Origin of the sequence: Bacillus sp. FSL R10-2201 (assembly GCF_038008665.1) — a bacterium.
GTDB lineage: Bacteria > Bacillota > Bacilli > Bacillales > Bacillaceae_G > Bacillus_A > Bacillus_A mycoides.
This window is the reverse complement of the sequence record NZ_JBBOZP010000001.1, coordinates 1,862,734-1,883,376: the sequence shown is the minus strand read 5'-3', so window position 1 is coordinate 1,883,376 and position 20,643 is coordinate 1,862,734. Positions and strand designations below refer to the sequence as shown.

Below are 20,643 nucleotides of genomic sequence, written 5' to 3'. Positions count from 1 at the left end.
GGTACTTTAATCATTATTTCGTTGTATATTTTCTAACAGCCGGCATAATTTCGGTAGCAATTAATTCAATGTTTTTCTCAATCTTATCAAATGGTACACCGCCAAAATCAATCTGTGCCATAAAACGTTGCTGTCCAAATAATTCATATTGATAAAGCATTTTTTCAATAATTTGTTGCGGGCTACCAATCATTAACGCATCACGGTGATCTACTGCGTTAGTAAATTGTTGTTTTGGATACCCACCACCGCGTAGCGCAAGCATACCAGCATTAATATGAGGATAATATTCACTAAGTGCATCTTGTGAATTTTCTGCTGTATAAAATAAACTTGTTGTCGCAATTGGTAATGTTGCTGGATCAAAACCACTTTGCTCAGCTGCTTCACGATATGCATCAACCGAAACTTTAAAATTAACAGCTGGGCCACCAAGTGTCGTAAGCATCATTGGTACACCTGCGCGTCCTGCCTTAATTGCACTAGCAGGTGGCCCTCCAACAGCACGCCAAATTGGCATATTGTTATTTTTAGCTCTCGGTATAATTGCCGCATGTTCAAGTGGCGTTCTAAACTGCCCTTTCCATGTTACACTTTCTTCTTTATTTATTTTTAATAAAAGTTCCATCTTCTCTTCAAATAGTTCTTCATAATAATTTACATCGTAACCAAGTAAACTATATCCCCCAATACGAGAGCCGCGACCAGCAACGATTTCAGCACGACCATTAGAAATTAAGTCAATTGTGGCAAAATCCTCATATACACGAACCGGATCTGACGTGCTTAATACTGTTGCAGAACTCGCGATTTTAATGTTTTTCGTAGCTTGTGCAATAGCTCCTAAAATAACTGTATGAGCTTGCGTTGTAAAATGCGCTTGATGACTTTCACCGACAGCAAACACATCAATTCCAGCTTCATCTGCTAACTTAGCTGTTTCAATTAGTTCATGAATTCTTTTTTCTGCACTTATTTTCGAACCATTATGCGGATTTAAAATATGATCTCCAATTGAATATAATCCAAATTCAATTCCCTTACTTGTATCAATACGGTATTTTTCCATAGTTGCTCTCTCCCTTTTAATAAAGCGGTATTAATTTCTCTTCAATCTCTTTTCTTCTCTCTTCTAAAAATGGTGGTAAATCCAGCTCTTTTCCTAATTCTTCAACTGTTGAATCTACTGTAAATCCTGGTCCATCCGTTGCAATCTCAAATAAAATGCCATTTGACTCACGGAAATATAAACTTTTAAAATAAAAGCGATCGATAATCCCTGTTGATTGGAACCCTTTATCTTTCACCGCTTCATTCCAATAACTCAGTTCTTCATCATTTTTCACACGAATAGCTAAATGATGAATACTTCCTTTTCCTGGTCTTTCACTCTCTCCATCTTGCTGTTTCACCAAAATTTCTCCAAAAGATTGACCATCGATAGATTGATAAATCCCCTCATCGTCTGAACGAGATACTTCTTTATAACTAAACAAACCTGTTAATGTTTTTGATAATTTATTTAAACTGCGCACTGTCATTTCAACTGTTCCCATGCCTAAAATACGATGATTCTGCTCTACAGAAGATTCATCCCATGCAGTCCAATATTCAGGCACCTCTTCATCTTTATTATTTAACAGCACTAACCGTAGACCATCTGGATCTTCAAAGTGCAGTGCGTCTCTTCCGGCGTAAGTTGTAATTTCCCCATGCGCCACCTGGAGTGACTCAAAACGTCTCTTCCAAAATGTAAGACTTTCTATTGAAGGTACGAGCAAGCCTATTTGTGTTATTGCATTTGTACCACGGATTGTTCTACCTACATTCGGCATTTCAAAAAATGATAATTCAGTTCCGGCACTCCCTGTTAAATCACCATAAAACAAATGATACATAAATGGATTATCTTGATTGACTGTCTTTTTCACCCGGCGTAACCCTAAAACATCTCGATAAAAATTATTATTTGTTTTCGCATTTTTAGTCACCATAGAAATGTGGTGATGTCCTGGAATTATATACATAAAACTTCCTCCTCTTTATCACTTGATTAGTCAATTGATTAAGTAAAAAAAATTACTCATTCGGTAATTCTTTTTTTTCACTATGCTTATGAACTTTTGACATCAACTCGTATAGTATTTTCTGCTCTTCTTCATTTAATACATCATCAAAAAATGATGATTGAAATGCAAGTTGCTCTGGCAATGCTCTTTCTAAAGCCGCTTCCCCTTGCTCTGTAAGACTAATTGTTTTCGTTTTCCAATCTTGTTTTCGTATAATATATCCTTCTTTTTCAAGACGTGTTAACATTCGAGAAATACCACCTTGTGTAACGGTAACCTTTTCTGCTAACTCCATTTGTGTTAATGGCTGATAAGTCCGTATTTGCAAAAGCACATCAAATTGTGCTGTTGTTAAATCAAAACGTTTTAAAAACTCATTTGACATTTGATTACTTTGGTTCGTAAATCGTATTAAACGTAACCATATTAACGATCCTATCGTATTTTCACGCATGTTTCATCACTTCCTAGCCTTGATCTTACTATCACTTTACCACTCAAGTGATAGTAATGCAAGTAGAAATATGTTAAAAATACCTCCCAAAATCATTATTCTTAACTTTCCATTTCATTCATTGCTATATTTAAAGCTGCCACAGCTTTTGGCCAACCAACATAAAAAGCCATATGTGTTATTAATGCAATTAATTCATTCTCCATTATCCCATTTTGTTTAGCTAGCTTCAGATGAAATGATAATTGTTCTGTATTACCAAGACTGATTAGTGCCGACAATGTACATAAGCTTCTTTCTCTTAATGTTAAAGTGGCATCCCGCCACACTTCCTCAAATAATATCTCTTCACTATAATGAGAAAATACAGGTGCTATTTCTCTCATTTTCTTTGGAATATAAAATTCAATTGGTTCATTCATCATTTTGCTCCCTTCATTTTTACCAATTGTGCCATCCCTTGACCAAATGACCAGTTTTCAGCAGCTGTCTCATGTAATGTAATAAAAATGTCAGTAACTTTCACATTAGAACATGCTGAAATTTCAAAGGATATAGATTGATACAAACCTTTTTTCTGTTGCACTGTTCTTCCAGGTCCACATGTAATAGAAACATGAATCATATTCTCAGTTCTCATTTCTCCTCTTTCCAACAAATAATATGGATTATACAAAAATTGATTTTGTTGATAAGGTAAAAATATTTGAAAATAATCATTTTCAGGGATGTTAAAATGTTCAATTAATGCAAGATGGATACATTCACCTATCTTTTTCAACTCTTCTTTATTTAATATATCTTCATGATAATAAACGTTCACAAAAGGCATAGATTTTCATTCCTTTTTCTTAATTTAGCATTCAACAACATATCCTCGTGAAATATGTAAAATCTCATAAATAGTAACATCGCCCATTACATCTATTTCAGGCTTTTCCTTATAAAAACTGAATTGACTATATCCCCACTTATCCGGATTATAAACTATTACATTTCCTAAACATTTTTCTATGTTTTGCACATTTTCATTTACTTTATTTAATTGCGTCCCAATCAGCGATTTACTTTGAGAAATACTCCCTGCATATTCAACAGCATATCTACTTTTTCTAAAATCATTACTTAAATTAACAACTAATGGAACACCTATATTTATTTGTTGCCACCCAAACGATTGCAAAATATTATCGTAATACCCTTCGAATATAAATTTGTTCATCCCTTCATGACCATTCCACATATATAAAGGTGCATAACAGTTATAGAAATTCCCACCCTTACCTGTCTCAGTAATTAAATAAGCCTTAAAATTTAGTTCTTGAAAACCATCAGTTTTAAACCCATTATCCTTTACCCTTTTTTTAATAATCTCCATGTCATAATCCTTTGGTAAAATGACCTTATATTGCATACCAATCATGTTTATCACTCACTTTCGATCTTATATATATAATGATAAACCGATGATCGGCTGACGTAAAATAGGTATAAATTATGTTTGATATCATTTATAATGATACCGTATAAGGGGCTGAAATGAATGGAAATAAATGATCTTATCATATTTAAAACTGTAGCTAACGAAGGATCTATTAGTAAAGCCGCTAAAGAACTAGGCTATGTACAACCAAATGTAACTGAGCGAATCAAAAAATTAGAACAAGAATTAGAAACACCTTTACTACATAGAGATAACAAAGGTGTCTCCCTGTTACCTTCTGGTGACATTTTATTAGACTACACGAATAAAATATTAGCTCTTTTAGAAGAAGCCAAAGATGAAATTAAAACAAGTGCTTCTTCTTATGTAATAGCGACGTCACAATCTATTTTGACTAATTATTTAAGTATGCGTATTAAAGAAAATTTCAGGAATTATCAAATATATATAGAAAGTAGTAGCCATTTACAAAAACTACTACAGCAACAAAAAGTTGATATGGTCATAACTTATGAGGATTATCCCGACGCAGCGTTTAAAAAAGTATTCACCACTTCAATTTCTGTAGGCTTATTAAAAGCGAAAGAACAGTGTAACATTGACTTTTCAAAAGAACTTTTCTTTGTTAGTAACGATAAAAAGTGCCCTTTTAGAAATATGACAATACAATTTCTAAAAGAAAACAATCTATCTCAGCATCAACTTCAACAGTTAGATTCTTATTCGCTTATTGAAGAGTTTATTGTTGAGGGAAATGGGATAGCTTTTTTACCGATTAGAAATGATAAATTAGTTCCAGTTGAAAATGTCGCGGTTGAAAAACTACCTATTAACTTCTTTACAACTCGAGACTTAGATAAAGTGATTCCAGGTGAACTATTTAATTAATAAAAAGGCTACACTTGTCGTATTTTACGGGTAAATAAATATCCCTTTTCGAATCGCTAATATAACTTCATATACTATCGTACGGCTTAATAAAATAAAAAGGGATGTTACCTAGTTAATATGTTTAACTACTAGGACATCCCTTTTCATCTTGAAGACTTATTTTACACGTTCTGTTCCACCCCTGTACTCTTCTCCTTCTTACTTCTTTTAAAATTCTTCAACTTCTTAACCGTTCCAACTAATCCTTTTGGAAAAACTAATAACACGATAATGTATAATAAACCTAGAATAATCGTCCACCTTTCAAAAATCGGATACTCTGTAGCTAGTTCTGATAAATAATATTTCAGTGATTCAATAATCCCCGCTCCAGCAATAGCTCCGATTAACGTTCCAACTCCCCCAATCATTGTCATCAATAATGCATTTAACGTCATTTCAATTGAAAATACAGTTGTATTAACAAAGCGTAATGTGATGACAAATAAACCACCGCTAATCGCTGCAACTACTCCTGCAACAACACTAGCAATAATTTTATAATGAAGAACTTTATAGCCAAGTGCTTCAACTCGTTGTTCATTTTGTGAAATCGCCTTTAACACTTTCCCAATTGAAGATTTTGTGAAAAGACGTAACAAAATGAAAATACTGATTAGACATATAAATGTTATATAATAAAATGTAAAACGATCACGGAATATATCTGGTACACGAAATGTAAATCCATCTCCTCCATGAGTCAGTGAACGCCATTTTTCAGCAAGTACAAAAAACAGCTGGGAAATAGCGAGCGTTAACATTGCATAAAAATGACTTTTCAGCCGTAAAGAAAGCAAACCGATTATATAACTAACGATGGCTGATACAATAATTGCGGCTGCTATTCCTATAAAAAAGTTTGTGATAGACACCCCTTGTCGATCAAATAAAAGTGCTACCCCATACGCCCCTATACCAAAGAACATACAATGACCGAATGAAACAATACCTGTATATCCAAGGAGAACATCAAAACTCATAGCGAAAATAGCAAAGATGAAGATTTGAGTGAACAAAATTAACAAGCTCCGTGAATCATTTACGAATGGAAATACACTTAAACAAATGAGCATAAATACTCCGAAGTATACTTTAATTCGATTCGATGTGCTGTTCACCATTTCACCCCTTTTCACCAACAAGTCCCGTTGGCTTCACTATTAAGAAAAATAGTAACATTAACATATTAATTGCAAGTGATAAATCCGGTATAAAATATGCTGTAAAAGCACCAGCTAATCCAACAATTAAAGAAGCGATTGCTGAACCTTGTACGCTTCCTAATCCTCCAATTATCACTACTATAAAAGCTAAAATCGCATACTGCATACCCATCTCGGCGAAAATAACACCTGAATACGGTGCTAATAAGAAGCCTCCCAAAGCCGCCATCCCTGCTCCTAATAAAAAGACGAAAGAAAATATCGCTTTTACATTAATACCGAGCGCTTGAACCATCTCTTTATCCATTACACCTGCGCGAATCATAAGACCTATCTTTGTTTTTTTGAGCAATAATAATAAGGCAATGTAAATGATGATCCCAATTAAAATAACGAATAGACGATATTTAATTAATATAACGCCTTCAAATGTATAACTACCTTGTAACCATAACGGTAATTTAGCACCAATTGGATTTGGCCCCCAAAATACTTTAATACATTCACTAAGTACAAGCATTCCTCCAAGCGTCACAAGAAGCTGGCGAACATGATTTCCATATACCGGTCTAATAAGGAATCTTTCTAAAATGAATCCAAGAAACATCCCCATAGCAATTGCTCCAATTAAAGCGAGTAAATAGCTTCCAGTTGTATTAAATATCCATACACCTGTAAAAGCTCCCCATGCAAATAACCCACCATGTGCGAAGTTTAGAACGCTCATTAAACCAAAAATAAGTGAAAGACCTGACGCTAATAAAAAAATGAGCATCCCTGTTGAAATCCCATTTACAAATAAATTGATTAACACATCCATCCTTCTCACCCCGGATTCATGTTAAGAGATTCCTAAATATTTGTGACACATTTCCTTATCCTCTTTTAATTCATGCATAAAACCGTTATGAACAATTCTTCCGTTATCCATAATATAAAAGTAATCACCAATTTGACTAGCCATCATAAAGTTTTGTTCAACGAGTAAAACTGTTGTTTTCTCTTTCATTTTCAAAATGGCTATCATTAATTTTTCTATCATAATGGGCGACAAGCCTTTACTCGGCTCATCAATAAGTAATAAACCATCACTATTAATAAATGCTCTTGAAATTGCTAGCATTTGCTTTTGCCCTCCGCTTAAGAGTCCGCTTTTTTTGTGCCAAAATTGCTTTAAATCTGGAAATAATTCAAGCATCCAGTCTATTTTTTCTTCCGCTTCTTCTCCCTTCCCCCTAGCAAGAGCGAATGTTTCTTCTACTGTCAGGTCGTGAAAAATACCTTGATTTTCTGGTACATACCCTATTCCTTTCCTTGAAATTAAATGTGTAGATAATCCATTTACTTGTGTACTATCATAATAAATTTCACCATGTGCGATATGGTGAAATCCCATAACCGAACGTAATGTCGTAGTCTTCCCTGCCCCATTTCTTCCAAACAGTACAGTAATCGTTCCTTTCTCAACAGTAAGAGATACCCCTTGTAAAATATGAAACTGATCTAAATACGTCTCTATATTATTCACTTGTAATAGTGCCACTATATAATCCCCCTAAATAAGCACTTTGTACACGCTCATCTTTCATCATTTCTTCGGGCAAACCTTCAGCCAATAACTCTCCATGGAATAAAACGATAAGATGGTCTGACAAACCTAGTACCATATCCATTTTGTGTTCAATAAGTACAATTGTACTCTCTGGATGTTTCTTAATATTTTCAATCACTTGTAAAATAGCCGGTACCTCCTCAACTGATATACCTGCCGTCGGCTCATCAAGTAGTAACACATCCGTTTTTAAAGCTAATAACATCGCAAGCTCTAACTTTCGTTTTTCCCCATGCGCTAGATCTTTCGCTAATACATGTTCTTTCTCGTGAAGTAATACTGTTTTTAAGAAACGTCTCGCCTCTCCAACTTGTTGCTTAAATTTTGCCGAACTCGGAAAAAAACTATAGTAATCTTGCACAAATGATTGAACACTTAAACGAACATTTTCAAGTACCGTTAACTCTGGGAATATATTTGTAAGTTGAAAAGAACGACCAATTCCTAATCGAGTACGATCCGAAATTGATAAATTTGTAATCTCTTGTCCTTTAAAATATACTTCACCCTTTGTTGGAGAAATTTGTCCACTTAGTAAATTGAATAGCGTTGTCTTTCCTGCACCATTTGGTCCAATAATTGAAATGAGCTTTCCTTTTTGTACTGTTAAATTCACATCCTTAATAACATGATGCTCGCCAAAAGATACGCAAAGATTTTTCGTTTCTAGCAAATGTGTCACGAAATCCCTCCCTTTAAAGCTTTAAGTATGAAAGAAATACGTATAAAGAGGGTGTACTCCCTCTTTATACGAAAACAACAGAAAATTCAGTCTATTTATTTTGAACTTGGGGTTCTGTCTCTTTCATCGTTAATTCTCGCTCTAATACTGGCACCGGATAATCAACACCATCTTGCTTTTTCAATGTGATAGAATAAAGTGTCTGCATCGCTTGATGATCCTTCTCTCTAAATTTCATCTTTCCTTTCGGTGTATCAAATTCCATTCCTTCCATTTTCTTAATCAATGTATCTACATCTGTATCACCTTTTGTTTTCTTTAAAGCTTCTACAATTGAAATTGCCGCTGACATTCCTCCTGCTGTAAATAAATCTGGCACCGCACCATTAAATCGTTTTTTATGTTCTTCAACTAACCAATCATTCACCTTATTTTTCGGAAGTGTGTGATAATAAACAGAAAAACCTTGCATTCCTACTAACGCATCCATCGTTTTTAATGCCGGTATATCTGGTGCACCGGTAGAAATTTTAATACCCTGCGCTTCCACATTCATATCTTTTAACTGTTTCCAAGGTGAATTCGCACCTGCCCAAACGATAAATAAATAATCTGGTTTTGAGCTAATAATATTTTGAATATTTGCAGTGAAGTCAGTCGAATTTGTATCAGCATATTGCTCGTTTACAATATTCGCACCTAATTTCTTCGCTCCAGCTTTAAATGCCGCAATTCCCTCACGGCCGTAAGCATTATCTTGTGCTAACGTTGCTATTTTCACATCTTTTTTAGCAATTGCCGCAGCACCAGCGACTGCATCTTGAGATGAATTTCTACCTGTTCTAAAAATATATTTATTCCAGTTCTTCCCGGTAATACTATCAGCTACTGCTGGTTCTACAACCATTATTTTTTCATATTCCTCTGCAAGTGGTAAAACCGCTAATGTATCACTTGAACTAGACGATCCGACTAAAAAATCGACTTTCTCTTCTTCTAATAACTTCGTAGCTTTTTTAACCGCTACATCAGCTTTCGTTTCCGTATCTTCTACAACAAACTTAATCTTCTTCCCTTCCACTTTCCCAGTTCCACCAGTTGCATAGTCTAACCCTAATTCAAATCCGTTCACTGTTTGTTTTCCATATGATTCTAATGGACCTGTTAATGAAGCAAGAACCCCTACCTTAATCGTCTTTTCATCCTCTGTACTTGTTTTCTTTCCTGAACAAGCTGCCGTTATTAATAACGAACCTAAAACACAACCAGCAGCCACCATTTTTAGCCATTTACGTTTTTTCATCGACATTGTGATCCTCCCCATACTTTACTTTCTGATAGAGTCAAACACGCCAAAGTTACCCATCCGTAATTATGACTTTTCCTTTGAATAATATAAACGAGATTGTTAGTATACATGTATCTTCTCCGATTTCCATTAAACACCTTTACAATTTCATATAAATATTTTATTCCTACCTATACCGCATTCCCAAACTATTAAACTTCTATCCTTTCTAACAAGCATTTTGAGTCTCCAATATTAATTAGCTTTCTTAAAAAATTGAATTCTTTGGAGTAAACCATCTGTAATAATGATATTCCCTTGACTATCCACATCTATTCCTTGTGGTGAGAAAAACTGCCCTGACATACCATTAAAACTTCCAAAAGACTCTAAAAAATTCCCATTTTCATTGTAAATATTCACACGATTATTAGAAGTATCTGTGACATATACCGTATTATTTATATCGATTTCAATTCCTATTGGCAAAAAAAGATCTCCTGAACCCTCTCTCCAATTTTCTAGTGGATCTAAGTTTCCAGCTCCATGATTTGTACCCCATTTTGTAAGAAAATTACCCTCATTATCAAATTTTTGAACCCTATTATTAATCCGATCCACAACATAAACATTATCTTTTGAATCAATTGCTAATTGCATAGGTTGAAAAAACTCTCCCTCTCCACTTCCTTTTCTCCCCCATTCTTTCATATATACAAAGAATGGATTAAATTTTTGAATACGATGATTTTCTGAATCAGCTATAAATATGTTTCCTTTGCTATCAATAGCTATTCCAGATGGAAATTGAAAAAAACCTGGTAATACTCCAAATGAACCATATGAAGCAAGCGCTATCCCTGAATTGGTGAATTTTTGGATACGATGATTTACAGAATCAGATACATACACATTATTGTAACGATCCGTTGCAATCTGTCTTGGAACAAAAAACTGTCCTGGAAGACTTCCGAACCCAAGTGGCCCACCAGTACCAAATAAACTTCCCCACTTAGCAACAATCTTCCCAGATATATCATATTTCAAAATTCGATGATTAAAAGAATCAGATACAAAAACATTTCCATTCGTGTCTCTTTCGACATCATAAGGTCCTGCATATTGTGTATTTCCATTCCTTTCATTACCTATGGTTTTCTTCATTACCGCTGTTAGGCCTACCTCATTATATAAAAGTACACGATTATTTCCCGTATCCGTTATATAGATATTCCCTTTACCATCCGGAAAAACTTGATTAGGATAAACAAACTGAAAAAAGTTACCTACTGTATATAAAAATTGATCTTTATTTGTAAATTTCATTATCCGATTGTTATATGTATCTGCTACATATAGCGATCCAGATGTTGAGTCAAAATTTATTCCTCTTGGATGGTAGAATTGATATGGGCCTAAACCTGCAATTCCTGTTCCGATTACTCGCTGAAACTCCCCTTTTTTATCAAACACTTGAATACGATTGTTATATGTGTCTGCAATATAGACCTCGTCTTGTTTATTTATCGCAATTCCTTGTGGTAAAGCCATTTCTCCATTCGCCTTTCCATAACTCCCTATTGTTTGAATATACTGCCCATCCGGGCTATATTTTTGAATACGATGATTGTATTCATCCGTAATATAGTAATTGTTATCGCTATCTACTGCAATTTCCCTAGGAAACGAGAACTGCTCACTTCCTTTACCTTTTGTGCCCCAACTTTTAATAAATTGAAACTCCTCATTAAATTTTTGAATACGATAATTCGCTGTATCCGCAACTAAAATATTACCTTCTTTATCAACAGCAATACCAAATGGCATATTAAACTGTCCCGGACCTTCACCTAAAGTTCCTATAGCATCAACAACTTCTCCATTCTTATCTATTTTCAAAATCCTATTATTCCCCATATCAACAACATACAAAAATCCTTTTGCATCCCTTGCCATCGCCACTGGTGTCCTTAATAACTTAGAAGTATCTAGCTCACTCCCCCATGATTTCACATATTTTACAGCAGAGGCACTTCCTACAGAAGCAAACATCCCTAGACTCACAATAACTATGAAAAAACAACATATAATTTTTTTGATAAAATCCATGCTTACTACCATCTAATCACAGTAGCTGCCCAAGTATACCCAGTACCTGCACTAACCACTACTGCAATATCTCCAGGCTGTAATTTCCCTTGCTCATTTGCAAAATGAAGACCTATACATGGGTCAAGTGCTGACATATGCCCATAATGATCTAAATATACAACTTGCTCTTCTACTAAGCCCAGCCCCTGTAACAATTCTATTAGCATAGAGCGTTTTGTATGCAGTGGTAACAATACTTTAATATCTTTAGGAGTAAATCCACTTTTTCTTAACGCCTCCCGAATAACCTTATCAAAATTAGGGGTTGAAATTGGATCTAAACGTTCTTTCATACTAATAGGATCTATTACATCAATATAATGTTGTCGATTCTCAACTGTATCATAGCTCGCAACCTGCTTCGATCCACCAGCTGGAATACGAACATCGTCATGAAATGAACCATCCGTTATAATCGCACTGCCTAATATTTCACCGTTGCTAGCTCCCTTTTTTACTAAAGCTGCACTTCCGCCATCAGCAAAATTAAACATAAAACGTGAGCGTGGATTATCATAATCTACAATTTGAGATTCTTTACATCCACCTACTAATAATATATTTTCAATTGATTTATCAGAGTAGAGCATATCCTTTGCGACTTTGAGAGCGATTGGAAAGCAAGAACTAACATTCATAATTTCAAAAGCATAAGCATTTTTCAATCCAAGTTCATGCTGAATTTTTGGGGCACTAGACCATACGTGGTAATCTTTATGTGGACTGCCAAAATAAATGACTACATCAATAGATTGAGGATCTACTTGTAATAATATTGGCTTTGCAGCAGCAATAGCTAAATCTGATGCATGCATCGTTTCGTCTGCGACATGTTTTTCATATAACCCAAACTTTTCTATAATAATATTCTCAGGAATACCTGTTTTTTTAGATAAATCTGCGGCCGTCTCTACGTCTTTTGGGAAGAAAACACCAGTTGCTTCAATCCCAATTCTCATTAGACAATTCCTCCTTCTTTTGGCACCATCATAGTCGCTACACCTGTTAACACTAAATCTCCTTTTTGGTTATGACACTCAGTTAACAATTTCAAAACTCTCTTTTCTATCATAAATTCTTGTACTGTTGCCGTAGCTGTAATCGTATCTCCTATAAAAACTGGCGCTGTAAATTTAATAGTTTGTTCCATATAAACGGAACCCTTTCCTGGTAAATGAACGCCTAACAATTGTGATAATAAACTAGAAGTTAATAAACCATGTGCGATTCTTTGATTAAATCTAGTTTGTTTTGCATACTCATGATCAATATGAATTGGATTAAAATCCCCGCTCAAACCCGCAAATAATACAAAATCCGTTTCTGTTATTGTTTTACTACATGATGCCTGTTGACCGGAACTATACATAATCATCCCTTCACCTACTTTTCAGTTGATTTGCTAACTGTGCTTTTTGAATTTTACCAGTTGCATTTTTAGGCAATTCCTCTAGAAACACAATTTCTTTTGGAACTTTATATTTGGCTAGAAATAAACGACAATGATCAATGACTTCCTTTTCAGTTAATACACTGCAACTCTTTTTCACAATAAAGGCGATTGGAATCTCTCCCCACTTTACATGTTGTGTACCAATTACTGCTACCTCACATACTTCTGATAGTTTATTAATAACTTGCTCTACTTCAAGGGGATAAATATTTTCACCACCGGAAATTATCATTTCTTTTTTTCTACCGACAATGTATACAAAACCATCTTCATCAACTTTAGCTAAATCTCCCGTATATAACCAACCATCTTGAATCGTTTCTTCTGTTGCATCTGGCCGATTCCAATACCCTTTCATTACATTTGGTCCTCTTATTAGTAACTCTCCAACTTCACCAATCTCAACTTTATTTTTGTTTTCATCAATAAGTACATAATCACAAAACAGAACAGGTTTTCCAATTGAGCCTACTTTACGTCTTGCATCTTCTTCTGAAAGCATAAATACGGTTGGTGATGTTTCAGTCATACCAAAGCCTTGACCAAATAAAAATCCTCTATCTATAAATTCTCTCATCAACTCTTCTGGACATGGTGCACCACCGTTATAAAACCAGCGAACTGATTGTAAATTTGTAGTTTCAAACTTTGCGCAATTAATTAATGCTTGGTGAATTGTAGGTACTCCCATTACAACAGTCACTTTATATTTTTCTATCATAGAAAGAGCTATGGTTGGCTCAAATTTTCTCGGAACAATGATTATTCCACCTGCAAATAAAGTTGGAAATGCGAATAAACCAATCCCACCAATATGAAATAAAGGCAATAACACAATGGAGCGGTCATGAACAGTTAGGTCAATCGCAAATGTATTATTAAGCGCATTCCAAAACATATTCTCTTGTGTAAGTACAGCTCCTTTCGGTTGTCCTGTTGTCCCCGAGGTATAACATATAATAAAGGATGCGCTTTCATTTATCTCTTCAAAGTTGTCAATTTTTCTATCTTCTATTTCTTTTAAACTTTTAATCGAAATAACTCTTTGTACATATGTTACATTCTGCATTGACAGTGCCATATTTTGAAATGTTTCCTCTACAAATAAAACTGTAGCTCCACTATCTTTTAACTGAAATATAAGTTCATTTTCTGTTAACCGTATATTCAGTGGAACAGCAATACATTCTACCTTTGCTATAGCAAATAAAAGTACAATATATTCCAAGCTATTTTGTGATAAAATAGCTATCCTCTCTCCTTTTTGCACATTTAAGTCGTAAATTAAATATGCTGCTACTTTACTTACATACTCATGTAACTGTTTATATGTCATTTCCTCCTCTTCTGTAATAATGGCAATGCGATCTGGATGTAAATAGGCCCGTTTTTCAATCCAATAAGCAATGCCTTGCATATTTTCCCCACTCCCTTATCTCTTTCTCAATCCTTCAAATATTAATGACATCGCTGCTTCAAATACATCTTCCGGAACATCTTTCTCTTCCCAATAGCCCCATCGCATTCCTAAAAATTGACCAATTGACATAAGACAATACGCAATTGTTTCTTTATCAAGTTGTTTAAATTCTCCCGCTTCCATGCCAGCCGATAAACTTTTTAAAAATCCATTTGCGAGCTTTGCATAATACCATCTATATAAATTATCATCAACAACTACCGCCTGTTGTACAATGTTATATAGATTAGGACGATCTTTCACCCATCGAAAAAAGGCCTGAAAACCTCTTCTTTGTGCCTCTTCATAACTTGATATCCCCTTCATTTCTTCTTTAATAATTAAGCGTAACTCACGGTTCAATCTGCGAATCAATTCATCAAATATATCTTTTTTAGATGGAAAGTAATTATAGAAAGTTCCGTGCGCTACCGTTGCTTCTTGTGTAATATTCACGATAGAAGCTTCGTAATATCCTTTATTACCAAATACCTCTTCTGCAGCACACAATAATTTCTCTCTCGTTTCTAACCCTTTTGTTGTTAGGTTTTTTACATCCATTATTATTTTTTCTGACACCTGAATCACCTCTTAGATTTGATTATAAATATGTTTCTGAATTTTTCAATTATTTTCATTAGACAAAATCCGCAAGCGTTTTTCTACATACAAAAAAGGACTAACTTATTTTGAAGTTAGTCCTTTAATCTTAATTAGAATTAAGTTCTACTTTCTCTAACCCCTCAACCAATTGCTTCTTATCTAATCCTTCCCCTATTACTACCAAATTTGTCGGGAAACCGAAGTCTTGTTCCAGTAAGGTTGGTACGCCAAATGAATATTGGAATAAGTGAGGGTATTTATCTCCATGGAATTTCACAAATCCTTTTACGCGATAAATACTATCTGGTAAATTCGAAAGCCATTCATATAATTTATCTTGATCAATCGATTTCGTAAATTGATACGTCATCGTTTGTATATGTAAATGCTGTTTGACATGTAGTGTCTCATGTTCTCCATCTCTCACAAATTCAGCTTCTTCTATATCTTTTAAAGATATATTACAATACTTTGTTTCAAACAATTTCGCATGATTATTTATTGCCTTTACGTCTTCAAGTACTTTGTTCTTATCCGAATCTGTTAATAAATCTGATTTATTAATAAGAATATGACTTCCATATTTCATTTGCTCATGTAATAGCTGTTGTACATTTGCACTTAATATACTTCGGTTTAACCATCTTACTGCATCTAATACGACTACTATAGATTTCACTTCAAGGAAAGGAGCTAAAATTGGTGATACACATGCATCTAACACTTCAATTGGATGTGCGACACCTGTTGTTTCTATATAAATTACATCTGGTCTTTCTTGTTGATATAAAGAATGTAATTGAATTTCAAGCTCTTCTTTTAACGTACAACAAATACATCCTTTCAGCAGTTCCCTTAACACATTCTCTTTTCCAATAATATCTGTATCTACCGAGTATTCACCGATTTCATTCATCAAAACTGCAACTTTTCGATTTTTCTTCTTTTCTGCTAATAATAAATTTTGCAGCAATGTTGATTTTCCGCTACCTAAAAAACCACCTAATATATGAATTTCTACTTTACTCATTCGACCGACCATCCATTTCTCTACTTCAAATTTCTTCAAAGCGTAATTATTACGATTTATATTTATCATTTTATTAAAAGAATACCTATTTGTAAACAAAACTACTAGATTATCGTTTCATTTTCCATTCACTTCATGAGCAACTCTAATTCCAGACTCGATTGCTCCTTGCATCCATCCATGTGTTAATGTCGTATGTTCTCCTGCAAAGTGCACTCTACCCGCTGACGGCGTAATATATGGAAACAATTCAAGCTCTTGCCCTGGTTCAAAAGCTGTAAATGCTCCGCAAGAATACGGATTTTGACTCCAGCTAAAAGATTCTCCCGCAACATACTCACTATAAACCACATTTCCATATATTTGCGCTAAATTTTTCAACGCATAACGAATACGTTCTCTATTCGAGAGACTATCCCACGTTAACGCCTCATCTGCCCACGTATAACTCACTAAAACGATAGCCGCCCCTGGTGTATGAATGCCGTAGCTCGGATAATATGTAAAGCGGATAGGTAAATCTGTAATTGACTTACCACCATATTGTCCTGCTCTTTCCCAAAATCTACTTTTAAACTCTATCGCAATTTTAGTTGAAGCAATATAATTTAATTCACGAATTGCCCGCCTTTTATAATAAGAGAATAAATGATATGGCTGAACTTCTACAAATCGCAAAGCTGAAAATGGAATTGTGACAATAGCGATGTCACCAGTTACTATAAATGAATTTAACGTTTGTTCATGTGTTACTTGCATCATTACTTTATTATCTTCCTGTATAATTTTTTCTACTTTATACGGCATAAAAATATTATCCTTTAGCTCTGGTAAAAATGAATTTGGTAATGCATCCATCCCGCCCGTTATCTCATAATATTTCGTCGTTGAAGTGAAAAAGATCATTTCGCGTAATACTTCAATTAAGGACATTCCCATGTATGCTTCCATATCAAGAAGTACTCCGATCATATCTATTGTCCCATCTGAATAATACTCGGTTAAAAATGAACCGAGCGAATATGTTTTATACTTTTTTTCAACAATAATCCAGTTTTTATCCGGATCTTTCTTAATATAATTAAGTATCGGTTCCAATACCCCTAACATTAACCCTTCTGCTGTTTTCCCTCTTTCTTTATCTAAAACTGGATATCCAAGTACACTTGGATCCTTTTCAAACACATCCAATCTCGTTCTTTTGTTATTCGTATAAATTATATCTGAAGAAGTTTTATTAATAAAAAGGTTTAACGGTAGTTTAAATTTACGAATGTAGGCTAAAGTTAAATCATGAGTATCTGGAATACGCATAGGACCTGCGTTAAAATATAATCCTGCACTAAATGGTTCCCGAATCGTATACACCCTGCCACCTATTCTGTTATTTGCTTCTATAATCGTTACCTCGTGCCCAGCCTCTTTTAATAAAGATGCTGCAACTAATCCAGACATCCCTGCACCGGCAATTGTAATCCGTTTGGGGTTATTTGTTTTGGCAAGCCCCTCGTGAATAATTTGAAGCATTTTTTCCATCGATAATGGATTCCCCATGCCAATTCCCCTTTTACGAAGGATTTTACTGAATTATATTCGTTTAACAGAATTCCTATGTTTCATTCAAGTAATTGAGCGGATACATTTTCAATTACTTGAATATCTTTTATAAAATGTAATAAAATAGATATGAAACTATAGAAGTAAGACGTATTATCTTACATAATAAAATTAATGAAATAGCGAGGAATTTTGAAATGAAAAAAGGTATTAACCGTGTTGTATTAGTAGGAACAGGAGCAGTTGGATGTAGCTATGCTTACTGCATGATTAACCAAGCTGTAGCTGAAGAATTTGTTTTAGTTGATGTAAATGAAGCAAAAGCTGAAGGAGAAGCAATGGACTTAAGCCATGCCGTTCCTTTCGCACCAGCTCCAACAAAGGTTTGGAAAGGTAGTTATGAAGATTGTAAAGACGCAGACCTTGTTGTAATTACAGCTGGATTGCCACAAAAGCCAGGTGAAACACGCTTAGATTTAGTTGAGAAAAACGCTAAAATTTTCAAGCAAATTGTTCGTAGCATTATGGATAGTGGATTTGACGGTATCTTCTTAATCGCAACAAACCCTGTAGATATTTTAACTTACGTAACTTGGAAAGAATCTGGATTACCGAAAGAACGCGTAATCGGTTCTGGTACAACTCTTGACTCAGCTCGTTTCCGCTATATGTTAGGTGAGTACTTCGATATTGGACCTCATAACATTCACGCTTATATTATCGGAGAGCATGGTGATACAGAACTTCCGGTGTGGAGTCACGTATCAATTGGTATTCAAAAACTACAAACGCTTCTTGAAAAAGACAACACATATAACCAAAAAGATTTAGATGATATTTTCGTAAACGTTCGTGATGCAGCTTATCACATTATTGAACGAAAAGGTGCTACATACTACGGCATCGGCATGTCACTTTTACGTGTTACGAAAGCAATCTTAAGCAATGAAAACAGCGTATTAACTGTATCAGCATATCTTGAAGGTCAATACGGCCAACAAGATGTTTATATCGGCGTACCTGCTGTTTTAAACCGCGGCGGTGTTCGTGAAATTTTAGAAGTTGAACTAAGTGAAGAGGAAGAATTAAAATTCGATCACTCTGTTCAAGTGTTGAAAGAAACAATGGCTCCTGTTCTTTAATCATATTTTTCAATCAAAAAAGCAATCCGATTTATATTGGATTGCTTTTTTATATTTTTATAGTTCCCCCTCAATTTAAACGGTAATATTATCTATAAAAAGGGGTGATTTCATGAATGATTCTTTGACGATTGCAATCCTCTTACTAGCTGTAGCATCCTTAATACTTTTCCTCTTCTTAATCATCAGAACGCTATTCCCAACTAAAAAATATGATAAGAATCTCGGATTGATTCTAATTATTTTAAGCTTGTTAGCAATACCGATAAGTATCTTCCTTGTAGGAGGATGGGCAGGTATGGGAGTTAGTGTAATCGCAGTCTTTATTTTTGCTGCTGTTATTATAGCTTTAATTGCAAATACCTTTATTAAACTACCTCCTCCAAAGAAAAAATAATAAATGACCGATGTTTTCATCAAGAGAAAACATCGGTCATTTTCTATCACTTATTATCTTTAATCGGTTCATCATTATTTACATCAAGTACATCTAATAAAAAGATAAAGATTGGAATCCCAATAATAAGCCCCCATATTCCGAGGAAATGCTCTGAAAAGATAAGAATCATAAATGTATAAAAAACAGGTAAATTCGTTTTTGCAGACATAAATTTTGGATTTAATAAATAACTTTCAAGAGCGTGGATTACTGTAATGAACACTAGTATGTAAACAACATACACAACCCCGCCGACGTTATAGGCAATGATACAAAGTGGAAACAAGGAAATAATAACACCAGCAACTGGAATCAAGCCGAGTAGAAAGACCATGACAGCCAATACAAGAAGCTGTGGAAATCCTAAAATGACAAGTGCAATTACAGTGAGCACACAATTTACAACTGCAATTAAAAACTGTGCTTCAATCACTTTTCCGAACGATCTTGCAAATCTTTCACCGAAATATGCAATCTCCTCATAAAAAATCTTTAATTTACTATCTTTAAATTTAGACGTGAATGAAATAATTCGCTCTTTTTCCAATAAGAAAAATAAGCTTAGAATAAGAGACAATAGTATTTGCAAACTTACCTTTCCTATGTTTGCTATTGATTGATAAATGACATCCACACCTTGTTCAATATATTTTGATACTTCCATTTCATTAATTGCTGAAAGTACGTATCTAATCATCTCATTATCAGGTGGATGTTGAAAAAACAATTTAAATTGATAAATTAATTGTGAAATTTGTATCGTTAGCACAGGTAAATATTTATATAATGTAGTTACAATAAACGTCACTAATACAATATATAAACAAGCAATAACCACTTTCCTATTTACTTTCAATTTTTTTGAAATAAACTTTTGAAATCGATCCATCAAAAACGTGAGAATAAACGTAATTAATATTAAATTAATCATACTTTTTAATCCATACAATACAAGCGCTAATATTATTAAAACGAGAAACCGTTGAAACCCTCTGCTTCGAAAGAAATTTTTCACTTCATTCATTAAGAATTAACCTCTCCCTTCAATGGATGGAAATCGGATATATTACATTTTATGAACTTCTATAGACAATCTTTCTTACTAATTGGAAAGAATCCTTTTTTTCTTTTTTATTGTCGGATTTTTTTATCTAATACTTTTCT

The 20,643-nt window shown here is 34.3% G+C and carries 22 protein-coding genes; 3 read left to right on the top strand and 19 right to left on the bottom strand.

Annotated elements, in window-relative coordinates:
- Positions 1 to 13 precede the first annotated feature (13 nt).
- The 6 genes from NSQ69_RS09790 to NSQ69_RS09765 form a co-directional block, all read right to left on the bottom strand.
- Entirely contained in the window at positions 14 to 1,069 is a 1,056-nt protein-coding gene (locus tag NSQ69_RS09790; RefSeq protein WP_016098344.1) for an LLM class flavin-dependent oxidoreductase, read from the bottom strand.
- 16 nt (positions 1,070 to 1,085) lie between these two features.
- Positions 1,086 to 2,027, bottom strand: coding sequence for a ring-cleaving dioxygenase (locus tag NSQ69_RS09785; RefSeq protein WP_016126780.1), 942 nt, complete (start codon positions 2,025 to 2,027; stop codon positions 1,086 to 1,088).
- Positions 2,028 to 2,079: 52 nt separating this feature from the next.
- Positions 2,080 to 2,523, bottom strand: a complete 444-nt coding sequence (locus NSQ69_RS09780; protein WP_002012331.1) for a MarR family winged helix-turn-helix transcriptional regulator — start codon at positions 2,521 to 2,523, stop codon at positions 2,080 to 2,082.
- A 101-nt stretch (positions 2,524 to 2,624) separates the two neighbouring features.
- Positions 2,625 to 2,948 (bottom strand): carboxymuconolactone decarboxylase family protein, encoded by a 324-nt coding sequence (locus NSQ69_RS09775; RefSeq protein ID WP_033708126.1) that lies wholly within the window; start codon positions 2,946 to 2,948, stop codon positions 2,625 to 2,627.
- Positions 2,945 to 3,355, bottom strand: coding sequence for a tautomerase family protein (locus NSQ69_RS09770; protein WP_002126897.1), 411 nt, complete (start codon positions 3,353 to 3,355; stop codon positions 2,945 to 2,947). The genes NSQ69_RS09775 and NSQ69_RS09770 overlap by 4 nt, the downstream gene beginning before the upstream one ends.
- Before the next feature lie 24 nt (positions 3,356 to 3,379).
- Entirely contained in the window at positions 3,380 to 3,946 is a 567-nt protein-coding gene (locus NSQ69_RS09765) for a DUF4865 family protein (RefSeq protein WP_002126895.1), read from the bottom strand.
- 120 nt (positions 3,947 to 4,066) lie between these two features.
- Between NSQ69_RS09765 and NSQ69_RS09760 the strand changes: the two genes are divergently transcribed.
- Entirely contained in the window at positions 4,067 to 4,855 is a 789-nt protein-coding gene (locus tag NSQ69_RS09760; protein WP_002031321.1) for a LysR family transcriptional regulator, read from the top strand.
- A 164-nt stretch (positions 4,856 to 5,019) separates the two neighbouring features.
- Here the strand turns inward: NSQ69_RS09760 and NSQ69_RS09755 are convergent, their stop codons facing one another.
- The 12 genes from NSQ69_RS09755 to NSQ69_RS09700 all read right to left on the bottom strand — a co-directional run bounded on the left by NSQ69_RS09755 (position 5,020) and on the right by NSQ69_RS09700 (position 17,895).
- Complete coding sequence (locus NSQ69_RS09755) at positions 5,020 to 5,973, bottom strand: branched-chain amino acid ABC transporter permease (RefSeq protein ID WP_002126891.1); 954 nt, start codon at positions 5,971 to 5,973, stop codon at positions 5,020 to 5,022.
- A gap of 49 nt (positions 5,974 to 6,022) precedes the next feature.
- Positions 6,023 to 6,883 (bottom strand): branched-chain amino acid ABC transporter permease, encoded by an 861-nt coding sequence (locus NSQ69_RS09750; protein WP_000382784.1) that lies wholly within the window; start codon positions 6,881 to 6,883, stop codon positions 6,023 to 6,025.
- Positions 6,884 to 6,904: 21 nt separating this feature from the next.
- Positions 6,905 to 7,606 (bottom strand): branched-chain amino acid ABC transporter ATP-binding protein, encoded by a 702-nt coding sequence (locus NSQ69_RS09745; protein ID WP_001196706.1) that lies wholly within the window; start codon positions 7,604 to 7,606, stop codon positions 6,905 to 6,907.
- Positions 7,584 to 8,357 (bottom strand): ABC transporter ATP-binding protein, encoded by a 774-nt coding sequence (locus NSQ69_RS09740; protein WP_000149306.1) that lies wholly within the window; start codon positions 8,355 to 8,357, stop codon positions 7,584 to 7,586. Before NSQ69_RS09740 ends, NSQ69_RS09745 begins: the two co-directional genes overlap by 23 nt.
- Positions 8,358 to 8,448: 91 nt before the next feature.
- Entirely contained in the window at positions 8,449 to 9,666 is a 1,218-nt protein-coding gene (locus tag NSQ69_RS09735) for a substrate-binding domain-containing protein (protein ID WP_000061988.1), read from the bottom strand.
- Positions 9,667 to 9,900: 234 nt separating this feature from the next.
- On the bottom strand, positions 9,901 to 11,697 hold the full coding sequence (locus NSQ69_RS09730) for a 6-bladed beta-propeller (RefSeq protein ID WP_002126883.1): 1,797 nt from the start codon (positions 11,695 to 11,697) through the stop codon (positions 9,901 to 9,903).
- Positions 11,698 to 11,759: 62 nt separating this feature from the next.
- A complete protein-coding gene (locus NSQ69_RS09725; protein WP_001219349.1) occupies positions 11,760 to 12,755 on the bottom strand; it encodes a 3-oxoacyl-ACP synthase in 996 nt (331 codons plus the stop codon).
- Positions 12,755 to 13,171, bottom strand: coding sequence for a MaoC family dehydratase (locus tag NSQ69_RS09720; protein ID WP_002012316.1), 417 nt, complete (start codon positions 13,169 to 13,171; stop codon positions 12,755 to 12,757). Before NSQ69_RS09720 ends, NSQ69_RS09725 begins: the two co-directional genes overlap by 1 nt.
- A gap of 4 nt (positions 13,172 to 13,175) precedes the next feature.
- Positions 13,176 to 14,666: an o-succinylbenzoate--CoA ligase gene (locus NSQ69_RS09715; RefSeq protein WP_001161506.1), complete on the bottom strand. Its 1,491-nt coding sequence runs from the start codon at positions 14,664 to 14,666 to the stop codon at positions 13,176 to 13,178.
- Positions 14,667 to 14,681: 15 nt separating this feature from the next.
- The gene (locus NSQ69_RS09710; protein ID WP_001290796.1) at positions 14,682 to 15,287 is read right to left on the bottom strand and encodes a TetR/AcrR family transcriptional regulator; all 606 of its coding nucleotides are present in this window, start codon (positions 15,285 to 15,287) and stop codon (positions 14,682 to 14,684) included.
- A 130-nt stretch (positions 15,288 to 15,417) separates the two neighbouring features.
- A complete protein-coding gene (locus NSQ69_RS09705; protein ID WP_041868035.1) occupies positions 15,418 to 16,341 on the bottom strand; it encodes a CobW family GTP-binding protein in 924 nt (307 codons plus the stop codon).
- A 117-nt stretch (positions 16,342 to 16,458) separates the two neighbouring features.
- Positions 16,459 to 17,895, bottom strand: coding sequence for a flavin monoamine oxidase family protein (locus NSQ69_RS09700; RefSeq protein WP_341099204.1), 1,437 nt, complete (start codon positions 17,893 to 17,895; stop codon positions 16,459 to 16,461).
- A gap of 200 nt (positions 17,896 to 18,095) precedes the next feature.
- On the opposite strand from NSQ69_RS09700, the gene NSQ69_RS09695 reads away from it, so the two are divergent.
- Complete coding sequence (locus NSQ69_RS09695; RefSeq protein ID WP_002012312.1) at positions 18,096 to 19,040, top strand: L-lactate dehydrogenase; 945 nt, start codon at positions 18,096 to 18,098, stop codon at positions 19,038 to 19,040.
- Between the two features lie 112 nt (positions 19,041 to 19,152).
- Positions 19,153 to 19,437 (top strand): YesK family protein, encoded by a 285-nt coding sequence (locus NSQ69_RS09690; protein ID WP_002086206.1) that lies wholly within the window; start codon positions 19,153 to 19,155, stop codon positions 19,435 to 19,437.
- Positions 19,438 to 19,483: 46 nt separating this feature from the next.
- On the opposite strand, the gene NSQ69_RS09685 is transcribed toward NSQ69_RS09690, so the two are convergent.
- Positions 19,484 to 20,503, bottom strand: coding sequence for an AI-2E family transporter (locus NSQ69_RS09685; RefSeq protein ID WP_341099203.1), 1,020 nt, complete (start codon positions 20,501 to 20,503; stop codon positions 19,484 to 19,486).
- Positions 20,504 to 20,643 lie beyond the last annotated feature (140 nt).

Coding starts and splice junctions, on each gene's coding strand:
- NSQ69_RS09770 (WP_002126897.1), bottom strand. CDS start 3,355: ATGCCTTTTGTGAACGTTTATTATCATGAAGATATATTAAATAAAGAA.
- NSQ69_RS09695 (WP_002012312.1), top strand. CDS start 18,096: ATGAAAAAAGGTATTAACCGTGTTGTATTAGTAGGAACAGGAGCAGTT.
- NSQ69_RS09705 (WP_041868035.1), bottom strand. CDS start 16,341: ATGAGTAAAGTAGAAATTCATATATTAGGTGGTTTTTTAGGTAGCGGA.
- NSQ69_RS09755 (WP_002126891.1), bottom strand. CDS start 5,973: ATGCTCATTTGTTTAAGTGTATTTCCATTCGTAAATGATTCACGGAGC.
- NSQ69_RS09730 (WP_002126883.1), bottom strand. CDS start 11,697: ATGTTTGCTTCTGTAGGAAGTGCCTCTGCTGTAAAATATGTGAAATCA.
- NSQ69_RS09690 (WP_002086206.1), top strand. CDS start 19,153: ATGAATGATTCTTTGACGATTGCAATCCTCTTACTAGCTGTAGCATCC.
- NSQ69_RS09715 (WP_001161506.1), bottom strand. CDS start 14,666: ATGCAAGGCATTGCTTATTGGATTGAAAAACGGGCCTATTTACATCCA.
- NSQ69_RS09700 (WP_341099204.1), bottom strand. CDS start 17,895: ATGGGGAATCCATTATCGATGGAAAAAATGCTTCAAATTATTCACGAG.
- NSQ69_RS09780 (WP_002012331.1), bottom strand. CDS start 2,523: ATGCGTGAAAATACGATAGGATCGTTAATATGGTTACGTTTAATACGA.
- NSQ69_RS09685 (WP_341099203.1), bottom strand. CDS start 20,503: ATGAATGAAGTGAAAAATTTCTTTCGAAGCAGAGGGTTTCAACGGTTT.
- NSQ69_RS09725 (WP_001219349.1), bottom strand. CDS start 12,755: ATGAGAATTGGGATTGAAGCAACTGGTGTTTTCTTCCCAAAAGACGTA.
- NSQ69_RS09775 (WP_033708126.1), bottom strand. CDS start 2,948: ATGATGAATGAACCAATTGAATTTTATATTCCAAAGAAAATGAGAGAA.
- NSQ69_RS09785 (WP_016126780.1), bottom strand. CDS start 2,027: ATGTATATAATTCCAGGACATCACCACATTTCTATGGTGACTAAAAAT.
- NSQ69_RS09735 (WP_000061988.1), bottom strand. CDS start 9,666: ATGTCGATGAAAAAACGTAAATGGCTAAAAATGGTGGCTGCTGGTTGT.
- NSQ69_RS09750 (WP_000382784.1), bottom strand. CDS start 6,883: ATGGATGTGTTAATCAATTTATTTGTAAATGGGATTTCAACAGGGATG.
- NSQ69_RS09720 (WP_002012316.1), bottom strand. CDS start 13,171: ATGATTATGTATAGTTCCGGTCAACAGGCATCATGTAGTAAAACAATA.
- NSQ69_RS09790 (WP_016098344.1), bottom strand. CDS start 1,069: ATGGAAAAATACCGTATTGATACAAGTAAGGGAATTGAATTTGGATTA.
- NSQ69_RS09760 (WP_002031321.1), top strand. CDS start 4,067: ATGGAAATAAATGATCTTATCATATTTAAAACTGTAGCTAACGAAGGA.
- NSQ69_RS09765 (WP_002126895.1), bottom strand. CDS start 3,946: ATGATTGGTATGCAATATAAGGTCATTTTACCAAAGGATTATGACATG.